Consider the following 25,345-nt stretch of genomic DNA (forward strand, 5'->3'; position numbering starts at 1 on the left):
CCCGCGCGCTCGACCGGTATCTAGGACGTTAGCCGAAAATCACTTGGTCTTTGGTGTCGCCGCAGTGCCGACTGCCTTCGGGGAAAGCCATCCGCCATCCGCCAGCCAGTCGTTCAGCCGGTCGGGCCAGTGCAGGATCGAGATCCGGTCCGACTCGTCCAGGTTGAAGGCATGGCCGCTGTCGGCATACATGTGGAGTTCGGCGGAGACTCCGGCCTTCCGAAGCTGCTCGTACAGCGTGACGGTCGGTGCCGCGCAGCAGGGATCGAGGCTGCCCGCGACCAGGAACGCCGGTGGCGCGGTGGCGATCGCGGTCGCCGGGATGCCGCGTGGTCCGGGAAAGACCAGGACCTGGAAATCGGGGCGTGCCGATTGACGGTCGATTGCATCGGTCACCGGACGTCCGGCAGGCTCGGGATTGTCCGCGATGAGCGATACGAGTTCACCGCCGGCCGAAAATCCCATTGCGCCGACGCGTGCGGGATCGATGCCGTACTCGGCGGCATGCGCGCGGACCCAGCGCAGCGCACGGCGCGCATCGTCCGCCGCATTGCCCTCGACCGAGTAGGGCGAGCCGGGTTCGTTCGCCAACCGGTATTTCAGCACGAACGCGGTCACGCCCATCCGGTTGAGCGCGGTTGCGACCTTCGTGCCTTCGTTGATCCAGACGAGCAGCTTGTGGCCGCCGCCCGGTATCACGACCACCGCGGCACCGTTGCGGTGCGCGGGCGCCGCCGGGAAGGCGATCAGCGATGGTTCGTGAACGTTGCGGACCCAGTAATCGCGCCCGACTTCCGCTTCGCCGCGACGCGCGGCCGCGCCCGGCGCACCGTTCGGCCATAACGGGATCGACGTATAGCTGGCGGCTGCCTGTGGCGCGGGATCGGCCTGGGGGGCGGGATCCTGTGCAGCCGCCGGCGTCGCCAGCATCAGCGCCGCAAAGGCGAACAGTCGAAGCATCGGTCTTTAAGTCCTTCAGTTTGAACCGCGTTACGAAGGGAGCGGGCACGGGGCCGTGAACGCTCGCCCGTCCAACGCCCCCCCCCGGCCGACACTGGGCCCGACACTGGGCCCGACACTGCGCCCGTCAGCGCGCCGGCTTCAGCAGGTCGTGCATCGCCATCCAGCGCGTGAACTCTTCGAACCATCCCGTGCTCGTGGTCGGCTTCGGATACATGCCGAAGCCGTGGCCACCTTGCTCGAACAAATGGAACTCGACCGGACGCTTTGCCGTGCGCCAGCTCTCGATCAGTCCGAACCCGCCGTTGCCGAAGAACGGATCGTCCGCCGCCAACGCGACGAACATCGGCGGTGCGTCGGCCGGCACCGTCATCGCCGCCAGCGGGCCATAGATGTTGCCGATGAACGCGGGCTTCGCATCGACGCCCGCAACCGTGGTCGCGATGGTCAGCATGGCGCCGGCGGAGAAACCGACCATGCCGATACGCGTCGGGTCGACGTGCCATTCCGCGGACCGCTTGCGGACGAGCGCGAAGGCGGCGCGCGCGTCGGCGATCTGCGGTGCGAGGCCGGCCATCATCTCCTCCGGCTTCGGGCGGGGTGGTGCGGCACCGGGGGTGAACATCGCGGTCATCGATCGTTCGAACGCGGGCATCTCGACCGGTGTCGGGTTCAGCCTGTATTTCAACACGAACGCCGCCACGCCCTTGGCGGCCAGTGCGCGCGCCACGTCCCAGCCTTCGTTCTCCATCGAAAGCGTGCGGAACCCGCCGCCTGGGGCAACGATGACGGCGGTCCCGGTCGCCTTGGCGGGATCGGGCAGGAACGGCGTCAGCGTCGCGACGGTGACGTTGCGCGCGAACACGCTGCCATATTGGCTATGCCATGCTTCGGGCGCCGTCGCACCGGGCAGCTTGCCGGTTCCCAGTTCGATTGCACCCGGCTGGGCAGGGACGGCGATCGGCGCCATCTTGTCGTTTTGTGCAAAGACCGGCGTCGCCGATACCATCGCCGCGGCCATGCCGACCTGCGAAATACAGGAGCGCAGCCCCCGACAGGCCGCCGTAACGCTCATCATGCGAATCATGCTCGCTCTCCCTTTTTATCGTTATTGGGTCCGATGCTAAGGTGAGCGCTAACATCCGGCAATTGATACTTGCATCGATAGTAGCTGGTCGGTTGCGAGCGTCTCTTCGCTACCTGCAAAACCTGCGCGACACCGTGGTGCTTTGGATGGCCAGGTTCGAAAGACGATTGCGCCGTTCCTGGCCGCGCGCGACAAGCCCAGTCGTCAGGAGATCCCATGCGTCTAGCTTTTACCCTCATGCTGTTATCGTCGGTGCCGCTCATCCAGGCCGGCGCGCCCGCGCCCGCACCCCAACCCGCCCCCGCACCGGCCCCCGAACCAACGACGCGTACCGCGGCCCAGGACGCCGCGCTGCTCGCGTTTCTCGATCAGGCGTATGACGAGCAATTGAACCTGAGCCCCGAGTCGCAGACGCAGTTGGGTCTGAAGACGAATTACGATCGACTCGACGACTATACCGACGCCGCGCCGCTGCGGGCGGAGGCGCTGGCCGAACGCCAACTGGCAGCCATGCGCGCGCGGTTCCAGCCGGCGCAATTGAGCGAGAGCGCACGCGTCAGCTACCGGTTGTTCGAGTATCAGGTCGAGCGCGACCGGGATTCGCTGCAGTTCCGCAAGCTCCGCTTTCCCGTATCGACCAACGGCAGTCCCGCAGGCGACATCCCGGTGCTGCTCATCAACAACCACAAGGTCGATACGGTCGCCGATGCGCAGGCGTATGTCGCCCGTTTGCGCGATACGGAGCGGGTCATGCGCGAAGTCGCCGCGACGATGCGCGAGCAGGCGGCCGCGGGGATCGTGCCCAACGCCGTGAACTTCGCACCCGCCCGGGCCGACGCGCGCGCTATCGTGACCGGGGCACCGTTCGATGCTGGCGCGGATTCGAGCGTCTTCGCGGATTTCCGGAAGAAGGTCGGCGCATTGAATGCACCGGCAGCGGTCAAGGCGCAGTTGATGACGGACGGCAGCGCAGCGCTGACCGGGCCATTCCGTCGCGGCTACGACGTGCTGTTTGCCGCGCTGGACGAGATCGAGCCAAAGTCGAAGGGCAATTTCGGCGCGTGGAGCCTGCCCAACGGCGCGGCCTATTACGCGGACCGTTTGAAGACCTCGACATCGACGAACCTGTCGGCCGACCAGATCCATGCGCTGGGCCTGAAACAGGTCGCCGCGATCCGGCAGGAGATGGAGGCGGTCAAACGCGAAGCGGGCTTCACCGGTACGCTGGAGCAGTTCTTCGACCGGATTCGCACCGATCCGGCATTCAAATATCCCAATACGGCGGCAGGTCGCGAGCAGTATCTCGGCGATGCCCGCGCGGTGATCGCGTCCGTCATGACCGCGGCACCACGCTATTTCCGTACGCTCCCCAAGGCGCCGCTGGAGGTTCGCGCGGTGGAGAAATGGCGCGAGGGTACGGCGTCGACCGCCTTCTACAATCCACCGTCCGCCGACGGATCGCGGCCCGGCATCTACTATGTGAACCTTGCCGACATGACCCAGACCCAGAAGGTTCAGGTCGCCGGGATCGCCGCGCATGAGGGCGCACCCGGTCACCATTTCCAGATCGCCCGCCAACAGGAGCTGGTGGCCATCCCGAAGTTCCGCAAGTTCGGCGGCTACGGCGCGTATATCGAGGGTTGGGGGCTCTATTCCGAGCGGCTCGCGAACGAGATGGGCGTCTACAAGGATCCCTATGCCAGGTTCGGCATGTTGTCGTTGCAGGTGTGGCGCGCGATCCGGCTGGTGCTGGATACCGGCATCCATTCCAAGCGCTGGACCCGCGAGCAGGCGATCGCGTATTTCAAGGCGAACAGCTCGGTATCCGACAAGGACATCGCCCGCGAAGTCGATCGGTACTTCAACTGGCCGGGACAGGCGACCAGCTACATGGTCGGCCAACTCAAGATCGCCGAACTCCGCGCTCGCGCCGAGCGGGAACTGGGCCCGCGCTTCGACATCCGCGACTTTCACGAAGCCGTGCTCAGCCAGGGCGCGCTTCCGCTCGATGTGCTGGACGAGCAGGTCGAACGGTATATCGCGGCCCGGCGGAAGTAACCGCCGGGGCAAATTTCACGGACGCGTGCTGGCATCCGTAAGCAGCGGACGGGGACTACGGCCCCGCCCGCTGCCTGGATAAGCGGCAAACGTTCAGATCAGCTCCGGATGAACGCCAGGATATCCGGGTTCAGCACGTCGCCGTGGATCGTCGCCATGCCGTGCGGATAGCCGGGATAGGTCTTGATCGAGCCGTTCTTGAGCAGCTTGACCGCGAGCCTGCCCGTCGTGTCGATCGGGCAGACCTGGTCGTCCTCGCCGTGCAGGATCAGCACGGGCTGGTCGATCGATTGCAGGTCGGCGGTGAAATCGGTGTCGGCGAACGCGGTGATGCAGTCATATTGCGCCTTGATGTCGCCGACCATCGCCTGCCGCATCCAGTTGGCGGAGACCGCGGGCAGCACCTTCGCGCCGGCCCGGTTGAAGCCGTAGAACGGTCCGGTCGCAAAACCGTTGTAGAAGTCCGCGCGGTTGGCGGCGGTACCGGCGCGGATGCCGTCGATCGCCTCCGGTGGCACGCCGTTGGGATTGGTCGGCGACCGCGTCAGCCGCGGGGGGATCGCGCCGATCAGCACCGCCTTGGCGACGCGGCCGTTGCTGCCGTATTTGGCGACGTAGCGGATCGCTTCGCCACCACCGGTCGAGTGACCGATATGGACCGCGTTGCGAAGCCCGAGATGCGCTGTGACGGCCGCGACGTCGGCGGCATAGGTGTCCATGTCGTTGCCCTTCGACGCAGGGCTCGAACGGCCATGCCCACGACGGTCGTGCGCCACGACGCGGTAGCCGCGCTCGGCGAAATACATCATCTGCGTATCCCAGTCGTCGCCGCTCAGCGGCCAGCCGTGATGGAACACGATCGGCTGACCCGCGCCCCACTCCTTGTAGAAGATTTCGGTGCCATCCTTGACGGTTATCGTGCTCATGGTCTTGTCTCCCAAAGGTTTTCTAACGTCTTTCAAGGGTCCGGCGAGGCTTTGGCCGCCAAGCGCGAAGGCCGATACGACCGCCGTTCCCAAAAGAATATCGCGTCGCGAGCCGTTGATAAGCGGCTGTATTTCTGGATGCTTGGATGATGGCATGGGTCGCTCCACGAATAGTGGCGGCTTTGCTGCCGTATGAGCGTATTAACTTGCATCTATGCCAGGCGTGATCGGCCGATCTGACAAAATGCGAGGGATAATTGACATCGCGACCCAGTCCGTCCCCGTCGCCCGTCCCGCGGAAGTCGCCATCGTCCTGCGCGACAAGGTCATGCTCGGTATCGTCCACGGCCTGACCGACCTGTTCCGCATCACCGACGATCTGAGCAGGGTACGGGTCGGCGTGGACGCGCCGGTCATCCGGCTCAGCCATTTCGCCGATACCGGTGCCGGGGGGATCATGCACACCTTCGACACGGTCCCCGATGCAGCGATCGCGGACGGTTCGGACGGTTCGAACGGTCCGAGCGTGATCATCATCCCGCCGTGCGAGACGGCGGCCTTGGGTATCGAGACCACCCGGAAATGGTCGAACTGGCTCACCGCGCGTCATGCCGAGGGTGCCGTGCTCGGATCGATCTGCGGCGGCACGTTCCTGCTCGCGCAGACCGGGTTGCTGGATGGCCGCCGGGCTACGACGCACCTGTTGTGCGCGCCCGATCTCGCGACGATGTTCCCGGCCGTCCACGTCGATTTCGATGCGCTGCTGACCGAGGAGGACGACCTGATTACGTTGGGTGGAGTGATGGCGTGGACCGATCTCGGCCTCGTCGTGGTCAGGCGATTGCTGGGTGCCGTCGCGATGATGCAAACGGCACGCTTCATGATGATCGATCCGCCGGGGCGGGAGCAGCGCTTCTACAAGACGTTCGCGCCCGAGATGAACCACGGCGACGCGGCGATCATGAAATCCCAACAGCGCCTGCACGCCCACGGCGCGGCGGGCTCCACCGTTGCCGACATGGCGCTTTGGTCCGGTCTGGAAACGCGGACGTTCAGCCGCCGTTTCCAGGGCGCCACCGGCTTGCGGCCCAACCAATATCATCAGCGCCTGCGGATCGAGAAAGCCCGCGAACTGCTCGAGACGACCGCTACCCCGATCGGACAGGTCGCGTGGGAATCGGGCTATGGCGACCCGGCATCCTTCCGATCGACGTTCGCCAAGTTCACCGGCCTGAGCCCCAGCGACTACCGAAAACGGTTCGGGCACACGGCGCATGGCACCGAACGCGCCCTCCAGGCCTGAACCAGAAGCGTAGGCACATCGACGGCACGCAGATTATCGTGTGCGCCGGGACGGAACGTCGCGACTTCTGCTTCGCTGTGGTCGGAGCGGACAGTACGTCCGAGACGAGGACGCCAACCATGATGCCGATCGAGCACAGCGAAACTCCCAAGGAACCCGGCAAAGGCCTGTCCCGTCCGGCTGCATTGGCGGTCGTCGCAGTCGTGCTCGGCGCCAGCGCGGTGCTCGGACGTCGCAACGCACCCGATCCCTCGCATCCCAGTATTCGCCGCTGGTACAAACGGCTCGACAAGCCAGCCTACACGCCGCCCGACGCCGCCTTCGGCGCGGTCTGGCCGGTTCTTGAGACTGGGCTCGCGATCGGCGGCTACCGGTTGTTGCGGCGCCCCGCCGATGCACCGCGCAACCTCGCGGTCGGCCTTTGGCTGCTCAACACCGGCATGGTCGGCGGTTGGACCGAGCTGTTCTTCCGACGCAAGGCGCTGGGACCGAGCGCGGTCGCGTCGGGTGCGATGATCGCCAGCGGTGCCGGCTATGTGGCGGCGGCCGCGAAGGTCGACCGCACGGCCGCGGCGACCGCGGTCCCGTTCGTCGCATGGCTGGGATTCGCGACCTTGCTCGCCGAGCGCATCTGGGAGCGGAACCGGTCAAACGATCCGGGCAAGGCATGACCCGGCTGACGGTCTGGCACGACGGCGGATGCCCGCTCTGCCGACGTGAGATCGCGTTGATGCGTCGCCTCGACCGCCGGGGTGCGATCGATTTCGTCGATGCCAGCAACGGCGAGACGAGTTGCCCGATCGACCGGAGCGCGATGCTGGCACGGTTCCACGCGCGCGAAGGGGACCGGATGCTGTCCGGCGCCGCGGCCTTCGCAGCGATGTGGCGCGCCATTCCGCTACTGCGCCCCCTCGGGTTGGCGGCACGCAACCCGGTCGTCCTCGCTGGCCTGGAGCGCGTGTATCGCGCATTTCTCCACGTCCGGCCTCGCTTGCAGTCCGCCGCCCGGAAGATCGACCGCACCGCATGAGGCCGGTCGTTCCCGATACCGTGCGACCGGGCCAGGAAAGCGTCTGGGATTATCCGCGCCCAGCGATCGCGCAGCCCAGCGATCGTCATGTCCTGATCGAGCACCGCGGGGTTACGCTCGCCGACACGCGGCGCAGCGTCCGCACGATCGAGACGAGCCATCCGCCCAGCTATTACATCCCGCCCTCCGACATCCTGATGTCGGCGCTCCGCCGTTCCACGCGGCAATCCTTCTGCGAATGGAAGGGCAACGCGGTCTATTACGACGTCGAGATCGCCGGCGATGTCCTGCGCGATGTCGCCTGGAGCTACCCTTCGCCGACGCCGGCGTTTGCGGCCTTGCGCGATCACCTGGCATTCTATGCAGGCCCGTTCGACGGCTGCTTCGTCGATGGCGAACCCGTCATCCCGCAGCCGGGGGAGTTCTACGGCGGCTGGATCACCGCCGATCTCGCCGGACCGTTCAAGGGCGTCCCGGGCAGCCGCTACTGGTAGGTCGCTGCTCGACGTCCCGTTTGCCCGCACACATCGGAACAGGCCATCGGTTCATCGCATTCCGATGTTGTTTACACCTTTGAAAACACCCGGCGCGTTAAGGAAGGGCGTGCCGGCCCGCCATCAACCTTTGGCTCGTCACCAAGGCGGGTCGGCACAACCTGCTCTTGGTGCGCAAGGTGTGAACCGATACGCGAATGTCTGAAAACGCCCAATCTCGGCCATTCGAACACCGGTTTGGTGTTCCCAATTGCGGACGCCAGAGACTGGCGTATCGTCCGCCCATGACCCCGTTGAAAACAGCCACCGTTCTTGCAATCGCATTGCTGAGCACTGCGGCTGCCAGCACGCCGAAAGGCTATGTCACGCCGTCTTACGCGCTCGCTCATGCCGATGAGCTTGACGGTCGGAAGGTCACAGTTGGCGGATACGTTGATATTGGAACTAATTCACGCTGCCTGTACGAATCTCTTCATGCCGTGAAAGGGCGAAACGGCACCGGGTTACAGGTCATTACCCTATCCGGAGGCGACAATCTGCTTAATCGGCGGGCGCAACTGAACCACCGCTTCGTCCTCGCCATCGGTATTTTCAAAAAGAAATTTAACGAGCCGGATGTGATTGATCTCTACCAGTGCAACGACGCTGGCATTGAGCAAGAGACGGTGCGCCTTTCCCATCGCTAGGACGGTCCACATTAAGCTTACCGTGCTTCAAAGCCGCCCGTCCGCTTTCCTCCCATTCCAGACATCAGATCAACGCAAGACGGTCGCAAATTGAGAAGCCAACAAGCCCAGAACCAACGCGTTACGACGCCTCGGCGACCAGCTTCTCTGCGGCCGGCGTGTTCCATTCGAAGCCGCCGGTCATCCGCCAGACTTCCTTGCCCGCCGAATCGTAGAGGATCGTGGTCGGCAGGTTCGCCTGATAGGCGAGGCTGAGGCCTAGCTTCGGATCGAGGTACGGCTGCAACGTCGTGAACTTTTTCTCGGCGAAGAACGGCGTCACCTTCTCCGCGCCCTGCATGTCCTGGCTGACCGCGATCACCTGGACCTTGCCGGCCAGCGACTTGGCGGCGGCGTCGAGCGTCGGCATTTCGGCCACGCACGGCGCACACCAGGTCGCCCACAGGTTGAGCAGCAACGGCTTGCCCTTGAACGAGGCCAGCGTGACCGACTTGCCGTCGGGCGCGGTGAAGGCGACCGTCGGGCCGGTCTCGCCCTTGTGGCTGCGGTCGAGCTTTTCGGCGCTTGCGGCAGGGCCGGTGGCTTCGTCGGGCGCTGGCCCGGACGCGACCTCATCGGCGGACACGGTGTTCGCGGCGACGACGTTCGCTTGCTCCGGCGCAGGCGATTTCCTATCGCAGCCGGCAATCAGCAGGCCCATTCCCACAAGACCGATAGTCGGAAGACGGGCGATTGGGCGCGAAGTGAACACAGGACGCAAGACCATGGACGGTTCCAATTCGATGTGGGGTGGGCGGTTCGCCGAGGGGCCGGCAGCGGTCATGCGCGAGATAAACGCCTCCATTCCCTTCGACAAGCGGCTCTGGCAGCAGGATATTGCCGGCTCGAAGGCGCATGTCGCGATGCTCGGCAAACAGGGCATCGTCTCGGCGGAGGATGCGGCGACGATCTCGGCAGGCCTCGACACGGTCGCGGCGCATTATGCCGAGCATGGCGTCGAGGAGGATCTGGTCCTCGAGGACATTCATATGCAGACCGAGGCGCGGCTGGCCGATGCGATCGGACCGGTCGCCGGCCGCCTGCATACCGCGCGCTCGCGCAACGATCAGGTCGCGACCGATTTCAGGCTCTGGGTGCGCGATGCGATCGACCAGGCGCTGGCCGCGCTAGCCGGGTTCCAGGCTGCGTTGTTGACCCGCGCGGAAGAGCATGCGGATAGCGTCATGCCCGGCTTCACGCACTTGCAGTCCGCGCAGCCGGTGACGCTAGGCCATCACCTGATGGCGTATCACGCGATGATCTCGCGCGACGTCGGGCGGTTTGCCGATGCCCGCTCAAGAATGAACCGGTCGCCGCTCGGCTCGGCCGCGCTGGCGGGAACGGGCTTCCCGATCGACCGCGGGATGACCGCCGCCGCGCTCGGCTTCGACGGGCCGATGACCAATTCGCTCGACGGCGTCAGCGACCGCGATTTCGCGATCGAGTATCTCACCGCGGCGACGCAGACCTCGCTCCACCTGTCGCGGCTCGCCGAAGAGTTCGTGCTGTGGGCGTCGCAACCGTTCGGGTTCGTCGCGCTCAGCGATCAATGGTCGACCGGCAGCTCGATCATGCCGCAGAAGCGCAATCCCGATGCGGCCGAGCTGGTGCGCGGGCATGCGGGGCGCATTCTCGGCTGCATGACCGCGCTGATGGTGACGATGAAGGGCCTGCCGCTCGCCTATTCGAAGGACATGCAGGACGACAAGCCGCCGGTGTTCGAGGCGCACGACCTGCTCGCGCTGTCGATCGCGGCGATGACCGGGATGGTCGAGAGCGCGACGTTCCGCACCGATCGGATGCGTGGTCTCGCCGAGAGCGGCTTTGCGACCGCGACCGATCTCGCCGACTGGCTGGTGCGCGAGGCGGGGCTACCGTTCCGCGAGGCGCATCATGTGACCGGACGTGCCGTCAAACTCGCCGAGGAGCGCAAGGTCGCGCTCGATGCACTGCCGATCGAGGACCTGAAGGCAATCGATGCGCGGATCGACGAACGCGTGTACGGCGTGCTCTCGGTCGATGCGTCGGTCGCCAGCCGGACCAGCTTCGGCGGCACCGCGCCCGACAATGTGCGTGCTGCGATCCGCGCAGCGCGGGGGGATACGGCATGAAACGGCTTTTTGGCATCGTGGGATTGGCACTGGCTCTGTCGGGGGCCCTGTCGGGTTGCGGCGCGGCGGACGGGCTCGTCCCGGCGGAGGGCAAGACGCTCCCGGTCGCGCCCTATGGTGCGAAAACGCCGCCCACTCCCGCGCAGTTGCTGACCCCGACCACGCAGCAACGCCCGCAGCGCAGCGACGAGCTGCTCACCACGTCCCAGCCGCGCCGCAGCGACGAGTTCGACCTGCCGCCGCCGAATTGAAGACCTGAACCATGGATCATTTCGCCTATCGTGACGGTGTCATGCACGTCGAGGACGTCGCCTTGCCGGCGATCGCCGAGGCTGTAGGGACGCCTGTCTACGTCTACTCGACCGCCACCTTCCGCCGTCATGCGCAGGTGTTTCGCGACGCGCTGAAGGGCGCCGGGCGCGTCCATCTGGCCTATGCGATCAAGGCAAATCCGAACGTTGCGGTGCTTCGCGTGCTCGCCGACGAGGGCTACGGCGCCGACGTCGTGTCCGCCGGCGAGATGCAGCGCGCGCTTGCGGCCGGTATTCCCGCTTCGGACATCGTGTTCTCCGGCGTCGGCAAGACGCGTCGCGAACTGGCGCAGGCACTCGACGCGGGGATCGGCCAGTTCAATCTCGAGCTGGAGGAGGAGGGCGAAGTCCTCGCCGCGCTCGCGCATGCTCGCGGCCAACGCGCGCCGGCGGTGCTGCGGGTGAACCCCGACGTCGATGCGGGGACTCACGCGAAGATCTCGACGGGTCGCAAGGAGAACAAGTTCGGCGTGCCGATCGACCAGGCCGTCGCGATGTTCGACCGCCTGTCGCAGCATGACGGCCTCGATCTGCGCGGCGTCGCGATCCACATTGGCAGCCAGCTCGCCGACCTCGCACCGCTCGAATCCGCCTACGCCCGGATCGGCGAACTGGTCGCCGAACTGCGTGCTGCGGGTCACACGATCACCCACGTCGATCTCGGCGGCGGTCTCGGTGTGCCGTACAAGCCCGGCGACGTGCTGCCGAGTCCGGCCGAGTATGGCGCGATGGTCGCGCGCGCGACGGCCAATTGGGATGTCGAACTGATGTTCGAGCCCGGTCGCGTGATCGCGGGCAATGCCGGCGTGCTGCTGACCGAGGTGATCTGGGTGAAGCCCGGCGTCGTCAATCCGTACGTGATCGTCGACGCGGCGATGAACGACCTCGCGCGCGTCGCGATGTACGATGCGTATCACGATTTCGTCGCGGTCGAGCCGAGCGGCGAGCGGATGACCGCGAACATCGCCGGACCGGTGTGCGAGACCGGCGACACCTTCGCGATGGGGCGCGATATCGACGTGGTGGAGTCGGGCGATCTCGGCGTGTTCCGCACCGCGGGCGCATATGGCGCGACGATGGCGTCGACCTACAACAGCCGCGCACTGGTGCCCGAGGTGCTGGTCGACGGCGACCGGTTCGCGGTGGTCGCCGATCGCATCCACCCGGAGACGATCCTGGCCGCCGAGCGCGTGCCGGAATGGCTGAAGCGGTGACACTGCCCGCTCCGCTACCCTCCCCGTTACCCCCCCCGCTACAAAGCCTGCCGCTGTTCGTCAGGCTGGCGGGGCGCCCGGTGATTCTGCTGGGCGAGGGCGAGGCGGCGGATGCGAAGCGGCGGCTGCTCGATCGTGCGGGCGCGGACGTGGTTGGCGAGGATACGGCGGCGGCTTTGGCTATCGTTGCGATCGATGACGAGGACGAGGCACTGGCGGCGGTCGCGCGGCTGAAGGCGCGGGGGATCCTGGTCAACGCGGTCGATCGCTCGGCGCTTTGCGACTTCACGCTGCCCGCGATCGTCGACCGGGCGCCGGTGCTGATCGCGATCGGTACGAGTGGCGTGTCGGCGGGGCTCGCTGCGGCCCTGCGGCAACGGCTCGAAGCATTGGTCCCGGCCGATCTCGGCAAACTCGCGCTGGCGTTGCAGGCCGCGCGCGGTGCGCTGCGGAAACGCTGGCCCGACATGGCGGACCGCCGCCGAGCGCTGGCGACGGCGATGGCGGCAGGCGGCATGCTCGACCCACTCTCGCCAACGCATGATGTCGACGCATGGCTGTCCACCCCAGACTCCCCTCCCTGGAAGGGAGGGGCAGGGGGTGGGTCGGCCGCTGATGTCCATACCGACTCCCAACCAACTGACTCACCCCCACCCCCCTCCTTCCAGGGAGCGGAGCAAGTCGCGATCCGCCTGACCTCCACCGATCCCGACGACCTCACGCTGCGTCAGGCCCGCGCGCTCGCCAGTGCCGACCGGGTGTATCACCGCCCCGACGTACCCGCGGCGATCCTCGACCGCGCGCGCGCCGATGCCGCGCGGCTTTGCGAGGCAATGCCAGCCGACCCCGGCACCGGCCTGTCCGTCGATGTCGAGATGGCGCTGTGAGCGGCTTCGCGTTCCGGATCGTCGATGGGAAAGCGACTCGCATCGACGTCAAGGAAGCGCTCACCTGCACCGCCGACCTCGTCTGGGTGCATCTGTCGACTACCGCCGAGCATGCGCAGGCGTGGCTCCGCGACGAGGCCGAACTGCTCGACTATGTCGTCGACGCGCTGACCGCGACCGAGACTCGGCCGCGCTGCGAGGCGGTCGGCGACGGCGCGTTCGTCAACCTTCGCGGGCGGTCGAAGGAAGAACTCGACACCTCCGACATGCTCGCCTCGGTGCGGATCTGGGCGGTGAAGGGCCGCGTGTATTCCGTCACGCGGAAGCCGTTGATCGCGGTCGCCGAGGTCGAGAAGATGGTCGAGCGCCACGAGGTGCGCGATCCGGGCGACCTGATCGCCGCGTTCGCGACCGTGATCACCACCGATCTCGATCCCGACGTGGCGACGCTCGGCGACCAGCTCGACGATTGCGAGGAACAGCTCGACGCCAACCGCGTGTTCGAACTGCGCCGCGCGGTCAGCAGGGTGCGGGTGGCGGCGATCGGCTACAAGCGCTTCCTCAGTCCGCAACGCGGCGCGCTAGAGAAACTGGCGGCGCTGCCGGGCGACTGGCTGGCCGACGACGACCGACTGCATCTCGCGGCGGCGGCGGATCGCGCGGCGCGGATGGCGGAGGAACTCGAATCGATCCGCGAACGCTCGGCGCTGATCCACGAGACGCTGACCGACCTGCGCGCCGAACAGATCGACAATCGCTCGCTGATCATCTCGATCGCGGCGATGGTGTTCTTGCCATTGAACTTCATCACCAGCCTATACGGAATGAACGTAAAACCCCTGCCCTATGCCGAGGAACCCTGGGCGTTCGATGCGATCGCGGCGGCCTGCGTCGTGATCGCGGTGGGCGTGATCGGGTATTTTACCGCCCGCCACTGGTTCCGACGGTAGCGGCTACGCGGCGCTGGTGGTCCGCCAGGTCGGGGCAGTCTCGTCGACTATGTCGGCAGCGTCGCGAAACGGCTGTGGATCATGGCCGGGCGAGGCATTGATCACGGTGTTCCGTGCGCGGTAGTACAGCCGGGCGACCGCTTCCGAGACCTAGCCCCTTTATCGAATCGAGCCCGGCTTCGAGCGCGAACAGGATCGCGGTGGCGCGCGTGGTCCGCTCGCTCTCAATCGCGCGGTTGCGCTTTTCGGAGCCACAGGCGGCGGCGCGCAAGGCCGCGACCAGTTCCTTGTAGAGCAGTTGGACGAGCGCGGGACCGTCGGCGGTGGCGGTATGGCCGACCGCGTCGATCCGGCGATAGGTTGCGAAGGATCGTGCTTGAAGGTTGAGTCGTAGGTCACGAATCCTTGTTCCACGCAGCGTTCGGAATCGCCGGCGGCGGGCTGTTCGGCGGCGAATCAATCCTCGATGAGAATCGCATCTGGCCGAAGCCCGGACAGACAAGTGTGACGCAACTGGCGGTTCCGGACGCGGCGCTCGGCGGACCGTCTGCATGGACAAGGCCGGGAGGCTCGCTGAAGAGCCGTGACGCGCTGACAAGGAAGACCAGAAAAACTTCGCCGCGTTGCGTAGGCGCGTGCTGGGTCGGACCTCCGGAGACGCAAGGCTGTCAGGCCTGCAGAACAACGTCCGCTTCGTGCCGACGCAGGACGGCACGCGCATCGATCTGGTCGACGACGGGGATTGCTCGCTGTTCGCACTCGGCACCACAGGCATGATCGCCGGCTCGGTGCAGGGGATGCAGAACCCGATCATGATCCGCGGGCATACAGCTAACGTGCCGTATGGCGAACCGCATGCGGTGAACAATTGGATGCTCTCGTCCGGTCGCGCTGAGGCGACGACGGCTGTTGTCGGGTGGCACGCCAGGGGAGTGGTTCGAGCGCATCAACCGGCGTCGCCGATCGCGTATCGCTCGTGAAATATCCCGCCGATCCGCGCGATCGCCGCGTTGCGATCACCTTGTTCTATCGCCACGGACTGTTCGCCAAGTAACGGCGTCGCGCTCCTACGCTTTTGGCAACAAAAAAGAACCGGCGCCTCGCGGGGCCGGTCCCTTGGTGGCACTGGCTGCGTCGCTTATTCGGCGGCGGCGGCAGTGTCCGTCTTGCGCTTACGTGCGGCGGGCTGGGCAGGAGCCGAGTCGGTCTTGCGCGAGCCTGGTTTGCGGCCAAGGCCGATCTTCTTCGCCATAGCGCGACGGCTTTCCGAGTAGTTCTCGGCGACCATCGGGTAATCGGGCTTCAGGCCGTAACGTTCGCGGTATTCAGCCGGCGTCATGCCGTGTGTCGCAAGATGACGGCGCAAGGTCTTGTACGACTTGCCGTCGATCATCGAGATAATGTGATCCTTCGACGCGAGCGATTTGCGTGCCGTTACGGCAGGCGTGTATTCGGCCTGAGCTTCAACCGGAGTCGCTTCGGTCGTGGTGCCGAGCAACGTTGCGACGGTCTCATGCATCTTGCCGAGAAACGCGGGAACGTCATCAGCCGAACTCCGCGTATTCGGATTCCCGAGCCATGCGATCGTGAGTTCTGTTGCCAGCTCGACGGCATTCAGGTCGGTGGTATCTTCGGCCATAGTATACTCCATTGTCTGCGGACCCCGTAACGGTGTGCGACATCGGGTTCAACCATCCAAAGACGGTTTCAGCCCATTAAATTGTAAAAATCGACCTTGGGAGCGGGAGCGCGTAAAGATCGGACCGCTTCGATTGCTTTAAATTAAAGTTTTCGAGGATGAACAAAGCAAGCACTGCGAGGATATCGCGGGTAGCGGATGGCTGGACGCCTGTCGTCGCGGCGGATAGAACTCGGGTGACCGCCGCGTGCGTATCGTCGGTCGCATCGATAGTTATCGCGCAACCTGTTCGGCACGCGTCGTAGCTGCGATGCATCCTATCGAGAGAGTTTCCGCATGCTTTCAGGTCCCGATGGCGCGAACCGATCCGCCGGCACGAGCGGGACCGCGAAGGCGCTCGCCAAACCGGGGTCCTATTCGGGCAGCGACTGGCTCGCCAAGCTCGGCAAGGGCAATGCGGACGACGACGCGCCGGTGCCGAGAAGCGTCGGCGATCGCCTGATGCCGCTGCGGATCGCGATCGTCGCACTGATTTCCCTGGTGATGCTCGGTCCGATCATGACCAACGTCGAGGGCGGCAATGGCGGCGACGGGAACGCCGTACGACAGATCGGCTATCTTGCGATCCTGGCCGGTACGATCTTCGCGATCCGCCCCTCGGCGAGTCCGAAGTCGTTGGTCGCGTTCACCTGGCCGATGCTGCTGGCGCTCGCATGGTGCTGGATCAGCATATCATGGGCGCTCGATCCGGGTACTGCATTCCGGCGTGTGTTCCTGACGACCCTGGTCGCGTGGATGGTATTTAGCCTGGTCCGGCACGGCGGGTATCAACTGAACGTCGACCTGCTCCGCTACGCGCTGCTCGCCACGATCCTGATTTCCTATCTGGTCGTCGTGTTGGACCCCGTGGTTGGCGTGCATACGAGCGGCGAAGACATGGCGACCGCCCTGCTCGGCAACTGGCGCGGCTTCCTCGGGCACAAGAATTTTGCGGGCGCGGTGTGTGCGTTGTGCATCATCATGTTCCTGTTCGATGCCAAGCGGATACGACCGACGATCCGCATCTTCGCGATCCTCGTGGCCGGGTATTTTCTGTTCAAGTCACAGTCGAAGACCTCGGGCGGCATGGTGGTGCTGGCATCGATCGGTGGTATCGTCTTCGAGACGGTCAGCATCCGCCTGCGCCGCTACATCATCCCGATCCTGATGATCGTCGGATCGGTTTTCTGGTTCCTGACCAGCGCCTATGCCGACATGGTCCAGTCCAACTTCCTCCAGCCGAAGGCCTTCACCGGCCGCGGCCAGATCTGGGGGGCTCTGCTGAACTATGCGAGCGATCATCCTCTGCTGGGCGCAGGCTTCGGATCGTTCTGGAACATAGAGGCCAGCAGCCCGATCTTCGAATATGGCCAAGGCTATGTCACCAAGATCACTGTCGGTCATTCGGGGTATATCGACCAGCTCGTGACGGTCGGTATCCCAGGCGTGCTGCTGATGGTCTTCGCGGTGGCGGTCTGGCCGCTGGCGAAACTGCTCGCGAGCGAGGACGTCGCAAAGGGGCGGGGGGCGCTGATCTCGGCGATGTTGATGTTCTGTATCGGCCACAACATCACCGAGAGCGGCCTGTTCGAGCGTGACGGCATCGTCAGCACGATCTTCTTCTTCGCGGTCGCGCTCGCGCATTATTGCACGATGGATGATAAGCGCACGGCCCCGGTAAAGCAGGCGGGCGACGACGTGATGCGCGAACTTCGCCGGCGAAAGCGCAAGCATCGCCCAGTGCTTACCGCCGGCGAATGACCGGGTGATCCGTCAAGATCACCGCCAGCGCAGCCTGTGCGCCGACCGGCGTGAAGTGCGAATGGTCGAAATGTAGCGGCGTGCCGTCTGCGGTGGTCAGGCGGCAGGCCGCCCCGGTGCATTCGGTGTCGATGGCGGAGGCGTAATGTGCGCCCGCCGCGCGCACCGGCCCCACCATCGCGCGATCGAGTGCGATACGGTCCATCAGTCGAAACCCGTCCGCGAGCGTCGGGTCGCCGTTCGCGTCCGATCGCACGATTAACGCAGGCAGATCCGCGTCGTATTCCACCGAGGGCCCGATCACTAGGACGCGTGTGCCCCGTGCTCGCAGCCAGCGGATCGTGTCGAGCAACGCCGGCTGTTCGAAATTGAGCCATCGTGCAGAGAGCACGACCGTATCGACCTTCGCGAAATCCAGCGTGCCGAACGCGGCATCCATGGTCGTTCGACAGGTTGGCAGGCCCTTCCCGTGCAGCAGCGGCCGACATCCCGCCGCAGTCGCCTGGACGATGTTCGCACCCGGCAGGAGCGTATGCAGTGCTTGCGAAAACTGCGCGCCGTGGCTGTCGCCGAACAGCGCGATGTTGGGCTTGGTCGCCGACAGACGCAGGCAGTCCTGTGAGAAGGGGCGGCCGGTCGGCAGGGCGAAGCAGCGATCCGTGCTGAACTGTCGCTTGCCCGCGTCCGTCGTGTCCCAGCCGAGATAGCTGGCAGCGAGCGTCTGCCGCGGCAAGAGCGGGCGGATGTCATCGGCGCTGGCGGCGATCGTCAGCCCGGCGACCGCCATCGCAGCGAGCAGCACGACCGCGACTGCATGCGGGGCAAGACCCGATCCACTGCGCCAACGCCTGCTCGCCGGACGCTCAATCAGCGTAAAGCTCAGCCAAGCCGCGCCAAGCGAGGCGCAGAGCAGTCCGAAAGTCTCGGCCGGCGCGAGCGTCGAGCCGTGCCGGATCTGGTAGAAGGCGATTATCGGGCGATGCCAGAGATACGCCGAATAGGAGATCAATCCGACCGTTCGCAGCGGCCATGCCCCGAGCAGCTTTGCCGTCGGACCCTCTTCGCCATACGCCAGCAGCACCGCGGCAGCGACGGCGGGGGGCAAAGCGAACGGTACGGGAAACGGCCAGCCGCTGCTGACGGCGACGCAACTCGCGGCGATCACAGCGATGGCGAGAATGCAGAGAGTCGCTCGGATCGAGCGGTTCGCGACCGGTACGGCGCCGAGCGCGACCAGCGCGCCGAGCGACAATTCCCAGATCCGCGCGGGTAGCAGGAAGAAGGCGGCGGAAGGATAGGTCGTCGCTAGCCACCCACCGATCGCGAACGAGGCGATGGCAAGGCCGGCGATGACCTGCGCGAGACGATGGCGGGAGAGCCCCCGGAGCGACCAGAGCAGCAACGGATAGAGCAGATAGAATTGCTCCTCCACCGCCAGCGACCAGGTATGGACGAGCGGCTTTGCATCCGATGCGGCCGCGAAATAGTCCGACGTCAGGTAGAAATAGACGTTCGACCCGAACACGCTGGTCGCCGCCGCGCTCCGCCCGAGGTCGCGCAACTGGTTGGGCAACAGGAGTACGCAGCCGATCGCGAGCGTGACGGTCATCATCACGAGCAGCGCAGGCAGGATGCGGACGATCCGGTGGCGATAGAAGCGGGCGATCGAGAAGCGCGCTTTAGCGATGTCGCGCACCATGATCGCGGTGATCAGATACCCGGAGATCACGAAGAAGATGTCGACCCCGACGAATCCGCCACGCAGTCGCGTCACGCCGCAATGCAGCAGCAGGATCGGCAGGATCGCGAGCGCCCGCAGTCCGTCGATATCCGGCCGATAGCGGAGCGCGCGCCCGTCCTGCGGCGCGGGCGTTCGCATCCCCGCGGTCGCGGCCGATCCTGTCGCTATGCTCTCGCTCACCTATGCCGACGCCCCCACTCGCGCCGCCGGTCTATAGTGCGCGACGGCACGCTGCTAGGGCCGCGATGGACGCGCGTGCCGGGCGTTGCTACGCCGCAGAGCGATACGGGGGGCGGATCATCTGGTGACGGGTACGAACGACGAGCCTTCGCAAGCGGCGGATGCACCGCGCATGCGTGTGATGCACGTCATCACGCATCTCGACATGGGCGGTGCCGAGAATGTCGCGCTCGGTTTGATCGATCGGCTCCGTGACCGGGTCGACTTCTCCTTGTTCGCAGTCCTGCGCCAGTCGCCGTTGAGCAAGGTCGGGCAGGACATGGCCGATCGGCTCGAGCGCTGGCACGTGCCGTTCCGGTTTGGCACGGAGCGCGGCTTCAAGTCCGGTGGTGTGGTCTTCGCAGCGCGGGCGCTCGCACGGGCGGTCGCCGAGCAGCGGCCCGACCTGATCCATGTCCATACCGAGATACCGGAACTGACGCTGGCGGTGGCGGGCCTGATCTCGCGGCGCGTTCGCCGCACGCCGTTGCTGCGCACCGTCCACAACAGCGAGCTGTGGATCGCCTGGGGCGGCATCGGCCGGTGGGTGACGCAGCGGCTCGCCGAGGGCGACGCGGTGGCGGTGTCGCGCAACGCCGCCAACGCCGACGCGGCGATCGCCACGCGCGGCAGCCGAGCGCTCGTCGACGTCATCTATAACGGCGTCTCGCCGCCGGCGGCGTCTCCGATCGAGAGGGCCGCAGGCCCGGTACGACTGCTGTTCGCGGGACGCCTAGTCCACCAGAAGGGCGCCGACCTGCTGCCTGCCATCCTCCGCGAGGCCCATGCCCGTACGCCGTGCCGCGACGTCGTGGTGACGATAGCCGGCTCCGGCGCGATGCGAGACTTGGTGGCGCAGGGGCTTGCAGACGGCCTGGCGGGCTGGGACGTCCGGATGACCGCGCCGATCGAGCGCCTGTCCCAACGCCTGCAAGAGTATGACGCGGTCCTGCTGCCGTCACGGTTCGAAGGGTTCGCGCTGCTCCCGCTCGAGGTATTGATGGCAGGCATCGCGCTGGTGACGACCGACGCTCCAGGCCTCGATGAGGCGATCCCGACCGACTATCCGTTCAAGGCAACCGTCGACGACGTGGCAGGGATCGGTGCGCAACTGGCGGCGGTGATCGACGATCCGGCGACCGCCCGCGAGACCGCGGTACGCTACGGCAAGGGCCTTGCGCGGCGCTTCAGTCCGGAGGCGATGGCGTCGGCGTATCTGGCACGCTATCGCTTGCGTGGGGACACGGGGGTAGAGTGACGGTCGTAGTCGGGATCAAGGCGCTGAACGAGGCGGCGCATATCGACGCCGCGATCGGCAGCGCTCGCGCCGCGCTCGATCGGGTCGGCGGCGGGCCGGTGGTGCTCGCGGACAGCGGATCGTCCGATGCGACGGTGGAATTGGCGCAGGGGCATCCCGGCACGCGGATCGCCCAGTTGGCGGACCCCGCCGAGCGGTCCTGCGGCGCAGGTGCACAACTCGCATTCCAGGCCGCGTCCGAGACCCCCGGCGTCCGGTATTTCTACCTGCTCGACGGCGACATGGTGCTCGACCCCGGCTTCCTCCAAGCGGGCATCGCGTTCCTCGAAGCCAATCCGCGCCACGCCGCGGTCGGTGGCCGGGTGCGCGAGGTCAACACCGACAGCATCGAGTTCGAACTGCGCGCACGCAACGATCGCGTGAAAGGGAGCGCGGTAGCGGGCGATGTCGACCGGCTTGATTGCGGCGGGCTCTACCGCGTCGCGGCGGTGCATAGCGTCGGGCATTTCGCCGACCGCAACCTCCACGCGTTCGAGGAATATGAACTCGGCGCCCGGTTGCGCGCGGACGGCTGGCGACTGGCGCGGATCGACGTGCCTGCAGTCGAGCATCATGGTCATACCACGGGCGGTTACCGTCTGATGTGGCGACGTTTGCGCACCGGCTATGCGGGCGGTCCGGGCGAAGTGATCCGCGCTGCGTGGGGCCGCTCGCATTGGTCTCAGATCCTGCGCGGGTTCGCTCAGTTGCGCTACAGCGTGATGGTCTATGGCTGGTGGCTGGCGATGCTGGTCGCGGCAGGGATGGGGCAGGGGCTCGCGCTGCTCGCGATCGTGCTGCTGCCGGTCGCGTTCCTGACGATGCGCCGCCGGAGCCTGCGGGTAGGGATCTACTCGCTGGTGACGTGGAACGTGATCGCGATCGGCACGCTCCAGGGCCTCGTCCGCCCCCGTCGCCCCGCCGACGCGCCCGTTGCCGCGCGCGACCTGTCCGCGCCGGGGCAATGACCACCGCGTCCGGCTATCTCGGCAAGTTCGTCTGGACTGCGGGCACCTTCGTCGTATCCGCCGGGCTGAAGTTCGGCCTCAACATCGTCCTTGCCTATCTGCTCGCGCCCGAGATCCTCGGCGTGATGGTGGTCGTCAACGCGATCCGGCTCGGCGTCGAATTGCTGACCGATGTCGGGATCGAGCAGAACATCATCCACCACCGCGACGGGCTCGACCGGCAGTTCCGCGACACCGCCTGGACGTTGCAACTGCTGCGCGGCGTGCTGTTGAGCCTGGTCTTCCTGATCGCCGCGCCGTTCCTTGCGCACGCCTATGGCATCGACGTCCGCATCTTCCTGGTCGCGGCGCTGTCGCCGATGATCGGCGGCGCGCACTCGACCGCAATCTTCGTGCTGGTCAAGCAGATGGAGGTCCGCCGCCGCAACCTATTCGAACTATCGTGCGAGGCACTCGCGTTCGCGGTGCAGGTCGCGCTGGCGGCATGGCTGCGCTCGGTCTGGGCGCCGGTCATCGGCCTCGCCCTCGCGGTCGCGATCCGCTCGGCGCTGAGCTATCGGCTGCCCGATCCCGGCCAGCGCCTCCGCTTCGACCGCGACGTCGTCCTGCGGATCATCCACTTCGGCAAGTGGATCGCGATCACCTCGCTGGTGATGTACGCCGCGACCAATCTCGATCGGCTGTATCTTGGCCGGGTCGCGCCGCTCGCGCTGCTCGGCATCTACGGCATCGCGCGGGCGATCGCCGAGCTGCCGACCACGCTCGCGCGACGGATGAGCTATCAGATCATCTTCCCCGCGCTTGCCAGCGTCTCCGAAGGCGACCGGGCGGGGCAGATGGCGGCGATCGCCGGCTCGCGCGCGGTGTTCACGCTCGGCGTCTGCGCGGCGCTGGCGCTAGCGGCGTCGTTCGCAGACGGGCTGATCCTGTTTATCTACGACCCGCGCTACCAGGCGGCGAGTTGGATGCTGTCGGTGCTGCTCGGTGGCGCGGTGTTCGCGGTATTGTCCAACCTCAACGAGGCATTGCTGCTCAGCGCCGGGCGACCATTCTACGCGAGTGTCGCCAACATGATGCGGCTGGCGACGCTCGCTATATTGTTGCCGACCGGTCACCGGCTCGCAGGCTTCCCCGGCGCGGTCGTCGCGGTGGCGGTCACCGAGCTGCTCCAATATGGCTATATCGCGGTCGGCCTGCACCGCGTGCGAATGAGCTTCTGGCGGCAGGACGCACTCGCGATCGGGGCAGCCTGTGCGGTGTTCGCAGGGATGCTCGCGGCCCGCTGGGAACTCGGGTTAGGCTCGCCACTGGCGGGCCTTGGGAGGATCGGATGACCCGGCTGCTGATCGTTCATTATGCCGGTGACTACCGCGAGGCCGATCGCCTGCGTCGTGTCACCGGTGGGGAGACCTATTACGGGCACGGCTACGTCCTCGATCAGCTTGCCGCGTTGCAGGCTCAGCACGAGGCGGTCGGGTTCCTCTGCTCGCTCGCGCCCTCCTATTGGGAAACGCTCGACAGCGGCGTGACGGTGATCGGCGCGGATACCAACCCGGATCAGGATCCCGCACCGGTGCTGGCGTTGATCGAGCGGTTCGCGCCGACTCACCTGATCGTGTTCGGGCCGATGCTGCCGCTGATCCGCTGGGGGCTCGAGCACGACGTCCGTCTGGGCGTCGTGATGGCCGATTCGTTCGCCAACCCTTATTATCGCTGGATCAGGTTCCGGCGACTGCCGAAGCTGCTCAACGACCGCCGCGTGACGCTGGTCGCCAATCACGGGGCCAATGCCGCCCGCGCTCTGGTCGGCATCGGGGTACGCGCGGACAAGGTTCTGGCGTGGGACTTTCCGCATCATCGCACGCCCGAGACGCAACCGTGCAAGACCCAGGCCTCCGGTCACCCCAGCCGACTCCTGTATGTCGGCTCGATCAGCGCGAAGAAGGGCGTCTGTGACATGGTCCGCGCGGTTGCGTTGCTCAAGGACCGCCTCGATGTCCGGCTCGACGTCGCTGGCGTCGGCACAACCGAAAAATTTGCGGCGCTTGCGACACGCCTCGGCGTTGCCGATCGTGTCCGGTTCCTCGGCCTGGTTCCGAACGGTGCGATCCCGGCGATGATGCAGGCCGCCGACGCGGTGATCGTACCCAGCCGCCACAATTTCCCCGAAGGCCTGCCGCTGACGCTGTTCGAGGGGCTCGCCTCGCGCACGCCGGTGATCGCGTCGGATCATCCGATGTTCCACGGGCATCTGGAAGACGGCGAGAGTGCAGTTGTGTTCGCAGCCGGCAAGCCGCGCGCGCTAGCCGATGCGATCGTGCGGCTGATGACCGACCGGGCCTTGTACGCACGTGTGTCGCAAGGATCAGCGGCGGCGTGGCACCGGATGCAGAACCCGGTCAAATGGGGCGAGATGATCGATCGCTGGGTGCGCGACGATGCCGAGGATCGCGCTTGGCTGTCCGCGCATACCGTTGCGGCACTGGACGACTCGGCATGACTCGCACCGCCGCGATCCATTTCGCGATCACGCATTCAGCGGCCGGCGGCTTGCGCGAACTCTGGGACGACATCGCCGAGGGATTGCGCGCGCGCGGCCATCCGGTGAAGCGCTTCGCCCTCTATCCGCCGGCCGACGCGGAGGGCGAGGGCGTTGACATGGCGGTCTGGCATCATGTCGCCGACGCTCGTCCGCGATCGGTGCTCGGTGCGATCCGCACGTTCGCCGCGCTGGTCCGCTATCTGCAGCGCGAGCGACCCGCCGCTGTCGTGTCGGCGATGCCTGCCGCGAACGTGCTCCTCCCGCTCGCGGTGACGATCGCGCGCGTGCCGACCCGCGTGTTCCTCTCGCATCACTCGCCGACTGATACGCATAACCGCCTTCTCGACCTGATCGACGGCTGGACCGGCAGCCTGCCGTGCGTCGCCGGAATTATCAGCGTGTCGGACGCGGTCGGCGCGACGCTGGCGCACAAGCCCGCCACCTATCGCTCGCGGACGCTCACGATCCACAACGCGCTGTCGGAACGGGTCGAACGGGTCCTTGATGTCTTGCCTCGGGCAAAGGCGGGGGGCCATCGGTTGCGTATCGTCGCGTTGGGGCGGCTGTCCTACCAGAAGAATTATCCGATGCTGATCCGGGCGATGGTCGAGGTGCCGGGCGCGGATCTGGAGATCGTCGGCGGCGGCGAGGATGAGGCGGCGTTGCGCAGGCTTGTTGCGGACCTGGACCTCGGCGACCGCGTGGCCTTCGCCGGCCTCATCCCGCGCGAAGCCGCGCTCGCCAGAGCAGCTTCCGCCGACGTCTTCGTCCAGATCAGCCGCTACGAAGGGCACAGCCTCGCGCTGATCGAGGCCGCGCGGCTTGGTCTGCCGCTGGTCGTGTCGGACGTGCCCGTGCAGGTCGAGGGCATCACCGCACGCGACGGAACGCAATGTGGGATCGTCGTTCCGCTGGATGATCCGGCTGCGCTGGCGGTCGCGCTTAGGGGGTTACAAGACGATCCCGCACGCTGCTCGCACTGGGCGGACCTTGCTGCCCGGCTTGGCGGCGAGGCGTCGAATGCTCGAATGCTGGATCGGTACGAGGCGGTACTGGCTCCCGCGGCGCCGGCGCGATAGGAAC

At 66.2% G+C, this 25,345-nt stretch carries 24 protein-coding genes; 18 read left to right on the forward strand and 6 right to left on the reverse strand.

Annotation, left to right across the window (positions count from 1 at the left end; all coding sequences use genetic code 11):
• Positions 1–39: 39 nt before the first annotated feature.
• Positions 40–960, reverse strand: a complete 921-nt coding sequence (locus U1708_RS00300; RefSeq protein ID WP_332741582.1) for an alpha/beta hydrolase — start codon at positions 958–960, stop codon at positions 40–42.
• A gap of 127 nt (positions 961–1,087) precedes the next feature.
• Positions 1,088–1,981, reverse strand: a complete 894-nt coding sequence (locus tag U1708_RS00305; protein ID WP_332742566.1) for an alpha/beta hydrolase — start codon at positions 1,979–1,981, stop codon at positions 1,088–1,090.
• A gap of 282 nt (positions 1,982–2,263) precedes the next feature.
• Between U1708_RS00305 and U1708_RS00310 the strand changes: the two genes are divergently transcribed.
• A complete protein-coding gene (locus tag U1708_RS00310; protein WP_332741584.1) occupies positions 2,264–4,105 on the forward strand; it encodes a DUF885 domain-containing protein in 1,842 nt (613 codons plus the stop codon).
• 98 nt (positions 4,106–4,203) lie between these two features.
• Here the strand turns inward: U1708_RS00310 and U1708_RS00315 are convergent, their stop codons facing one another.
• Positions 4,204–5,031: an alpha/beta fold hydrolase gene (locus U1708_RS00315; protein ID WP_332741586.1), complete on the reverse strand. Its 828-nt coding sequence runs from the start codon at positions 5,029–5,031 to the stop codon at positions 4,204–4,206.
• A gap of 244 nt (positions 5,032–5,275) precedes the next feature.
• On the opposite strand from U1708_RS00315, the gene U1708_RS00320 reads away from it, so the two are divergent.
• The 5 genes from U1708_RS00320 to U1708_RS00340 all read left to right on the forward strand — a co-directional run bounded on the left by U1708_RS00320 (position 5,276) and on the right by U1708_RS00340 (position 8,544).
• Entirely contained in the window at positions 5,276–6,334 is a 1,059-nt protein-coding gene (locus U1708_RS00320; RefSeq protein ID WP_332741588.1) for a GlxA family transcriptional regulator, read from the forward strand.
• Positions 6,335–6,453: 119 nt separating this feature from the next.
• Positions 6,454–7,005, forward strand: coding sequence for a TspO/MBR family protein (locus U1708_RS00325; RefSeq protein ID WP_332741590.1), 552 nt, complete (start codon positions 6,454–6,456; stop codon positions 7,003–7,005).
• Entirely contained in the window at positions 7,002–7,364 is a 363-nt protein-coding gene (locus U1708_RS00330) for a thiol-disulfide oxidoreductase DCC family protein (protein WP_332741592.1), read from the forward strand. The genes U1708_RS00325 and U1708_RS00330 overlap by 4 nt, the downstream gene beginning before the upstream one ends.
• Positions 7,361–7,858, forward strand: a complete 498-nt coding sequence (locus U1708_RS00335) for a DUF427 domain-containing protein (RefSeq protein ID WP_332741594.1) — start codon at positions 7,361–7,363, stop codon at positions 7,856–7,858. The genes U1708_RS00330 and U1708_RS00335 overlap by 4 nt, the downstream gene beginning before the upstream one ends.
• Before the next feature lie 284 nt (positions 7,859–8,142).
• Complete coding sequence (locus U1708_RS00340; protein WP_332741596.1) at positions 8,143–8,544, forward strand: hypothetical protein; 402 nt, start codon at positions 8,143–8,145, stop codon at positions 8,542–8,544.
• A gap of 121 nt (positions 8,545–8,665) precedes the next feature.
• Here U1708_RS00340 and U1708_RS00345 read toward each other — a convergent pair whose 3' ends face one another.
• On the reverse strand, positions 8,666–9,244 hold the full coding sequence (locus U1708_RS00345) for a TlpA family protein disulfide reductase (protein ID WP_332741598.1): 579 nt from the start codon (positions 9,242–9,244) through the stop codon (positions 8,666–8,668).
• Positions 9,245–9,326: 82 nt separating this feature from the next.
• Here U1708_RS00345 and argH point away from each other — a divergent pair, with 82 nt between their 5' ends.
• The 6 genes from argH (at position 9,327) to U1708_RS00375 (ending at position 15,036) form a co-directional block, all read left to right on the forward strand.
• Positions 9,327–10,694, forward strand: coding sequence for an argininosuccinate lyase (argH, locus tag U1708_RS00350; protein WP_443029910.1), 1,368 nt, complete (start codon positions 9,327–9,329; stop codon positions 10,692–10,694).
• Positions 10,691–10,945, forward strand: coding sequence for a hypothetical protein (locus tag U1708_RS00355; protein ID WP_332741602.1), 255 nt, complete (start codon positions 10,691–10,693; stop codon positions 10,943–10,945). Before argH ends, U1708_RS00355 begins: the two co-directional genes overlap by 4 nt.
• A gap of 11 nt (positions 10,946–10,956) precedes the next feature.
• Complete coding sequence (gene lysA, locus U1708_RS00360; protein ID WP_332741604.1) at positions 10,957–12,219, forward strand: diaminopimelate decarboxylase; 1,263 nt, start codon at positions 10,957–10,959, stop codon at positions 12,217–12,219.
• Entirely contained in the window at positions 12,204–13,106 is a 903-nt protein-coding gene (locus tag U1708_RS00365; protein WP_332741606.1) for a precorrin-2 dehydrogenase/sirohydrochlorin ferrochelatase family protein, read from the forward strand. Before lysA ends, U1708_RS00365 begins: the two co-directional genes overlap by 16 nt.
• The gene (locus tag U1708_RS00370; RefSeq protein ID WP_332741608.1) at positions 13,103–14,056 is read left to right on the forward strand and encodes a CorA family divalent cation transporter; all 954 of its coding nucleotides are present in this window, start codon (positions 13,103–13,105) and stop codon (positions 14,054–14,056) included. Before U1708_RS00365 ends, U1708_RS00370 begins: the two co-directional genes overlap by 4 nt.
• A 635-nt stretch (positions 14,057–14,691) precedes the next feature.
• The gene (locus U1708_RS00375) at positions 14,692–15,036 is read left to right on the forward strand and encodes a hypothetical protein (RefSeq protein ID WP_332741611.1); all 345 of its coding nucleotides are present in this window, start codon (positions 14,692–14,694) and stop codon (positions 15,034–15,036) included.
• A 158-nt stretch (positions 15,037–15,194) separates the two neighbouring features.
• On the opposite strand, the gene U1708_RS00380 is transcribed toward U1708_RS00375, so the two are convergent.
• Positions 15,195–15,695, reverse strand: coding sequence for a Ros/MucR family transcriptional regulator (locus U1708_RS00380; RefSeq protein ID WP_332741613.1), 501 nt, complete (start codon positions 15,693–15,695; stop codon positions 15,195–15,197).
• Between the two features lie 336 nt (positions 15,696–16,031).
• On the opposite strand from U1708_RS00380, the gene U1708_RS00385 reads away from it, so the two are divergent.
• Entirely contained in the window at positions 16,032–17,495 is a 1,464-nt protein-coding gene (locus U1708_RS00385) for an O-antigen ligase family protein (protein ID WP_332741615.1), read from the forward strand.
• Here U1708_RS00385 and U1708_RS00390 read toward each other — a convergent pair.
• Positions 17,479–19,416, reverse strand: coding sequence for an acyltransferase family protein (locus tag U1708_RS00390; RefSeq protein WP_332741617.1), 1,938 nt, complete (start codon positions 19,414–19,416; stop codon positions 17,479–17,481). The two genes, U1708_RS00385 and U1708_RS00390, sit on opposite strands and share 17 nt — an antisense overlap.
• Before the next feature lie 124 nt (positions 19,417–19,540).
• Here U1708_RS00390 and U1708_RS00395 point away from each other — a divergent pair, with 124 nt between their 5' ends.
• Genes U1708_RS00395 through U1708_RS00415 form a run of 5 tightly spaced genes read left to right on the forward strand, consistent with a single transcriptional unit; the run spans position 19,541 to position 25,341 of the window.
• Positions 19,541–20,713: a glycosyltransferase family 4 protein gene (locus U1708_RS00395; RefSeq protein WP_332741619.1), complete on the forward strand. Its 1,173-nt coding sequence runs from the start codon at positions 19,541–19,543 to the stop codon at positions 20,711–20,713.
• Entirely contained in the window at positions 20,710–21,720 is a 1,011-nt protein-coding gene (locus U1708_RS00400) for a glycosyltransferase family 2 protein (protein ID WP_332741622.1), read from the forward strand. The genes U1708_RS00395 and U1708_RS00400 overlap by 4 nt, the downstream gene beginning before the upstream one ends.
• Positions 21,717–23,054 carry an oligosaccharide flippase family protein gene (locus tag U1708_RS00405; protein ID WP_332741624.1) on the forward strand — a complete coding sequence of 446 codons (1,338 nt, stop codon included), beginning with the start codon at positions 21,717–21,719 and terminating at the stop codon, positions 23,052–23,054. Before U1708_RS00400 ends, U1708_RS00405 begins: the two co-directional genes overlap by 4 nt.
• Positions 23,051–24,220 (forward strand): glycosyltransferase family 4 protein, encoded by a 1,170-nt coding sequence (locus U1708_RS00410; protein WP_332741626.1) that lies wholly within the window; start codon positions 23,051–23,053, stop codon positions 24,218–24,220. Before U1708_RS00405 ends, U1708_RS00410 begins: the two co-directional genes overlap by 4 nt.
• Positions 24,217–25,341 (forward strand): glycosyltransferase, encoded by a 1,125-nt coding sequence (locus U1708_RS00415; protein ID WP_332741628.1) that lies wholly within the window; start codon positions 24,217–24,219, stop codon positions 25,339–25,341. The genes U1708_RS00410 and U1708_RS00415 overlap by 4 nt, the downstream gene beginning before the upstream one ends.
• Positions 25,342–25,345 lie beyond the last annotated feature (4 nt).

It is taken from the genome of Sphingomonas arabinosi (assembly GCF_036663715.1).
In the GTDB taxonomy this organism is placed as follows: domain Bacteria; phylum Pseudomonadota; class Alphaproteobacteria; order Sphingomonadales; family Sphingomonadaceae; genus Sphingomonas.

Bases quoted from the DNA above. Each gene is read 5' to 3' on its own strand.
- U1708_RS00300 (WP_332741582.1), bottom strand. From the start codon at position 960: ATGCTTCGACTGTTCGCCTTTGCGGCGCTGATGCTGGCGACGCCGGCG.
- U1708_RS00305 (WP_332742566.1), bottom strand. From the start codon at position 1,981: ATGGCCGCGGCGATGGTATCGGCGACGCCGGTCTTTGCACAAAACGAC.
- U1708_RS00310 (WP_332741584.1), top strand. From the start codon at position 2,264: ATGCGTCTAGCTTTTACCCTCATGCTGTTATCGTCGGTGCCGCTCATC.
- U1708_RS00315 (WP_332741586.1), bottom strand. From the start codon at position 5,031: ATGAGCACGATAACCGTCAAGGATGGCACCGAAATCTTCTACAAGGAG.
- U1708_RS00320 (WP_332741588.1), top strand. From the start codon at position 5,276: ATGCGAGGGATAATTGACATCGCGACCCAGTCCGTCCCCGTCGCCCGT.
- U1708_RS00325 (WP_332741590.1), top strand. From the start codon at position 6,454: ATGATGCCGATCGAGCACAGCGAAACTCCCAAGGAACCCGGCAAAGGC.
- U1708_RS00330 (WP_332741592.1), top strand. From the start codon at position 7,002: ATGACCCGGCTGACGGTCTGGCACGACGGCGGATGCCCGCTCTGCCGA.
- U1708_RS00335 (WP_332741594.1), top strand. From the start codon at position 7,361: ATGAGGCCGGTCGTTCCCGATACCGTGCGACCGGGCCAGGAAAGCGTC.
- U1708_RS00340 (WP_332741596.1), top strand. From the start codon at position 8,143: ATGACCCCGTTGAAAACAGCCACCGTTCTTGCAATCGCATTGCTGAGC.
- U1708_RS00345 (WP_332741598.1), bottom strand. From the start codon at position 9,244: ATGGGCCTGCTGATTGCCGGCTGCGATAGGAAATCGCCTGCGCCGGAG.
- argH (WP_443029910.1), top strand. From the start codon at position 9,327: ATGTGGGGTGGGCGGTTCGCCGAGGGGCCGGCAGCGGTCATGCGCGAG.
- U1708_RS00355 (WP_332741602.1), top strand. From the start codon at position 10,691: ATGAAACGGCTTTTTGGCATCGTGGGATTGGCACTGGCTCTGTCGGGG.
- lysA (WP_332741604.1), top strand. From the start codon at position 10,957: ATGGATCATTTCGCCTATCGTGACGGTGTCATGCACGTCGAGGACGTC.
- U1708_RS00365 (WP_332741606.1), top strand. From the start codon at position 12,204: ATGGCTGAAGCGGTGACACTGCCCGCTCCGCTACCCTCCCCGTTACCC.
- U1708_RS00380 (WP_332741613.1), bottom strand. From the start codon at position 15,695: ATGGCCGAAGATACCACCGACCTGAATGCCGTCGAGCTGGCAACAGAA.
- U1708_RS00385 (WP_332741615.1), top strand. From the start codon at position 16,032: ATGCTTTCAGGTCCCGATGGCGCGAACCGATCCGCCGGCACGAGCGGG.
- U1708_RS00405 (WP_332741624.1), top strand. From the start codon at position 21,717: ATGACCACCGCGTCCGGCTATCTCGGCAAGTTCGTCTGGACTGCGGGC.
- U1708_RS00410 (WP_332741626.1), top strand. From the start codon at position 23,051: ATGACCCGGCTGCTGATCGTTCATTATGCCGGTGACTACCGCGAGGCC.
- U1708_RS00415 (WP_332741628.1), top strand. From the start codon at position 24,217: ATGACTCGCACCGCCGCGATCCATTTCGCGATCACGCATTCAGCGGCC.